The sequence below is a fragment of the Lysinibacillus sp. GbtcB16 genome (genome assembly GCF_019091145.1).
Taxonomy (GTDB): domain Bacteria; phylum Bacillota; class Bacilli; order Bacillales_A; family Planococcaceae; genus Lysinibacillus; species Lysinibacillus fusiformis.
The window spans coordinates 1-259 of sequence record NZ_JAGXJV010000577.1; the positions used below are offsets into that span (position 1 = coordinate 1).

General features: G+C 53.7%; 1 pseudogene. It reads left to right on the plus strand.

The features are described from left to right. Positions 1-259, plus strand: a pseudogene (locus tag KVT27_RS25295) (two-component system response regulator); the annotation flags it as partial.

A 259-nucleotide genomic window follows, 5' to 3' on the forward strand; every position in this document is an offset into this window, starting at 1 on the left:
AGTATCGTGAAGGAGCATTTGCAGGCAGCGCCTTGCTGGGTTGTCTCCGATGATGCGGGATACACTGTCATTGTGTTCCAGCTTACCGTTGAGGTGATCCCGAATGAAGCTCTGCAAAAAATTAACGTGATCAGCGAGAAGCTGCTCTTCACCGTCCTAAGCTGCCTTCGGCTTACAGCAAGTGCGGGAATCAGCGGCACGACGGGCGGCTGTGAGGATTTGAACAAGCTGTATGTGCAGGCTGTGCGGGCTTTGCAGA